Here is a 2,823-nt window from a genome sequence, read left to right as displayed (position 1 = left end):
TGCAACTGGGCGGGACAACCATCAATGTGTGGTGGCTAAAATAAAAAGGACGGGGTTATTTAATTCCAGGGTATGCTCTTGAAAATAACCCCGTCCCCTCTAACTTCGTTTGAACCAAAATTCGGGAAGGCCGCAAAAAGTATGGTCCTTATCCCAAGCGTTGAACTAAGCCGCTGCTAAGAGCCAAATGCTGATTCAATCGAGTGTATTCACCTCATTGGATCAGTTAGACTTAAAAAATGTGATGGAGCACTACAATGACAAGGGAATTGCAATTGAACACTTACAAATCAAGCCAAACTTCAAGTTTAAAACTGCACTACAGCTCAGAACTAGCATCAAAAAAAGCAAATTCCTATAGCGTAAAGCGTACCCATTAACCTGGACTCGGCATCGGCTAAGTCCAACAAGTGGTTTGTTCCATGCAAACAGCGCAACGCACAAATACTAAAACGTTATGCCTCGTTTACAATTGGCACTTTCAATTAGGATTACTATGAAAAGGATAATTTTTCTAACTTTATTACTTGTGAGCCTGTCTTGTTATGCACAAAGCAAAAATGATACGAAGTCATACGTTGGAACTTATGGCTACTCTTCTCAAGAACTAATAATTTATCCTGCAACAAATAGCACTGTTGTTATTTATATGGATATAAACGGAGGTCCCCCTTATTATACCGGCGGCTCTTTCTATGGGACTGCAACGTTAAAAGAGGACTCTCTTCACCACTCTTCTTCTTGGAGAGATTACGAAGGAAAATCTTGTGAGTTCACAATCTCTTTTGAAGACAAAGTTATAGCTGAGAAAGAGATGAAAGCTGCAAAAGTTAATTTTGTCGAGAATCATAGCGATTGTGGTTCAGGTTTTCTCAGACGCTCGTTCAATGTCACATACTTTAAGTCTAGCGATATTCCCAAAAGCGTTGTAGAAAATCATTTTAAAGAAAATACCTGCTCGCTTAAAGGCCTTGCTCAAATGACTAAAGAAGGAAAAATATTTAAAGTTTCGAGTGATGAAGAATGTTCATTACTTTTAAAGTCCATAAACATAGAAAACAAGCCATAACAAGTCATTAAGAGGCGTTATACCCTATGAGTTTTCACATAAAAATGGCTACTTGATGTAGCCATTTTTATGGGCGTTTTGCTGTGGCTTTTTGCAGTCTAAAGGACTATGTTGAGAAAAATAGGGCTGCTCTAATATATTGATATTGTTTGGTTTATTTCTTTACATTTAATGCGGACACTTTTAACGTGCAATTTGAGTTTTTATTTGAGTACAAGAGTATTAAATTGCTTTACTTCAAAGACATAGAAAACGTAGGATGATATTAATCAATAACTTAAACGGGCGGCTTTATCGGTCGAGCCGTTCAATAAGCTGTTAGGTTTCATTCTATGGATATAATATTTTACCATCGTACATACTCAATATTTGGTGGGAATGCTACGTTAAATGTGGCAAGCAAGTGGCTCAGTGAGCAACTTAAAAGTAGTTATGGCGGTAAAGTTAATACTGTGCTCATTGAATTATGCGTAGGTAATGTATCGCCTGCTCGTAAAACGTTAGAAAAGAATAATGAAAATTTTGAGCTTTTTCTTAAAGAGCTACCAATAGCTGAATTTCAGGACAAAGGTACAGAATTACGAATATGTACCAAGCTCATTAAGCATTACCATGATGAAATTGATAGAGATTCACAAGTATTGTCGTTGAGAGTGTTCAAAAATATTTTAAATAAATCTATAGCGTTATTGGAGTCTACTCCTGATTTACTAAAAGATATGAAAGGCTTTGAAAATTTTGCTCTGGCTGAAGACATTAAATCAGCAATTCCAAAAGCACCGAGTACGCTTGTTGAGCTAGCCGAATTATATTTACAGTACTCAAAAACCTAACAAAGCAAATTAACAAGGACTAAAAACGGCGGGCTATCTCGCTATGCTCGTATTTTAGCCCACAATTTTTAGCCTGTTATTATGGGCGTTATGAGTCGTAAGTATGGATAAAGAACAGAAGAAAAAGCTGAAGGCTCAGCACAAGAAGAATGAGCAAGATGAAATTCGCGCATCTATACCAATGAGTGTCGATGAGCTTAAAGAACTTCTCTCTTTTTTAAATCGTGAATCAGCTCCAGAGTGTGATCACACGCTTAAGGAAACAATTGAATTCCTCAAGTCTAAGCAGTTAAACCCAGAAGTGGTTATTCCTTGGCTTGTTGAGCACGGCGGCTTCTGCGATTGTGAGGTGATCTACAACGTTTACGATGATGTTGGTGATATTGTAGGGTGGCACCTTGACGGAAACTCATAACAAGTTTGTCAACTAACGCCCTTCGGGCTGGACAGCTTTAAGCGCTGCTTAGCAGCAAAGCTGCCCGTTACAAAGGCGTTGGTACCAAAAAATTGCCACCCACGATGATTGGCTACTTGATGTAGCCATTTTTATGGGCGTTTAACTGTGGCTTTTTGCAGTCTAAAGGGCTATGTTGGAAAAATAGGGCTACTCTAATATATTGATATTATTGGTTTATTTTTTTACATTTGATGTTGACACTTTTAACGTGCAATTTACGTTTTTTATTTAAGTGTAAGAGTCATTAAATTGCTTTACTTCAAAGACATAGAAAACGTAGGATGATATTAATCAATAACTTAAACGGGCGGCTTTATCGGTCGAGCCGTTGAATAAGCTGTTGAGGCTGTAGAATTTCTCCAGAAAGACGTTTTCAACGTTTTTTAACAAATAAAGTTAATTGGTTGTTTTTTGAGCTTGTGGCGTATCGATGTCTGTGATCTAATAGATATTATTCACCTACA

General features: G+C 37.4%; 3 protein-coding genes. All 3 read left to right on the top strand.

The genetic code is table 11. The features are described from left to right. Positions 1-496: 496 nt before the first annotated feature. The 3 genes from H5185_RS21660 to H5185_RS21650 all read left to right on the top strand — a co-directional run bounded on the left by H5185_RS21660 (position 497) and on the right by H5185_RS21650 (position 2,317). Entirely contained in the window at positions 497-1,069 is a 573-nt protein-coding gene (locus H5185_RS21660; RefSeq protein ID WP_182743194.1) for a hypothetical protein, read from the top strand. 332 nt (positions 1,070-1,401) lie between these two features. Next, on the top strand, positions 1,402-1,902 hold the full coding sequence (locus tag H5185_RS21655; protein WP_182743192.1) for a hypothetical protein: 501 nt from the start codon (positions 1,402-1,404) through the stop codon (positions 1,900-1,902). Positions 1,903-2,005: 103 nt separating this feature from the next. Next, positions 2,006-2,317 carry a DUF2695 domain-containing protein gene (locus H5185_RS21650; RefSeq protein WP_182743190.1) on the top strand — a complete coding sequence of 104 codons (312 nt, stop codon included), beginning with the start codon at positions 2,006-2,008 and terminating at the stop codon, positions 2,315-2,317. Positions 2,318-2,823 lie beyond the last annotated feature (506 nt).

The sequence above is a fragment of the Shewanella sp. SG44-6 genome, from assembly GCF_014164185.1.
Taxonomy (GTDB): domain Bacteria; phylum Pseudomonadota; class Gammaproteobacteria; order Enterobacterales; family Shewanellaceae; genus Shewanella; species Shewanella vesiculosa.
Note: the sequence above shows the minus strand (reverse complement) of the source record. Positions and strands in the feature narration are given on the sequence as shown.

What these genes read in the sequence shown, in the direction of transcription:
- H5185_RS21660 (WP_182743194.1), top strand. Translation starts at nt 497, where the DNA reads ATGAAAAGGATAATTTTTCTAACTTTATTACTTGTGAGCCTGTCTTGT.
- H5185_RS21655 (WP_182743192.1), top strand. Translation starts at nt 1,402, where the DNA reads ATGGATATAATATTTTACCATCGTACATACTCAATATTTGGTGGGAAT.
- H5185_RS21650 (WP_182743190.1), top strand. Translation starts at nt 2,006, where the DNA reads ATGGATAAAGAACAGAAGAAAAAGCTGAAGGCTCAGCACAAGAAGAAT.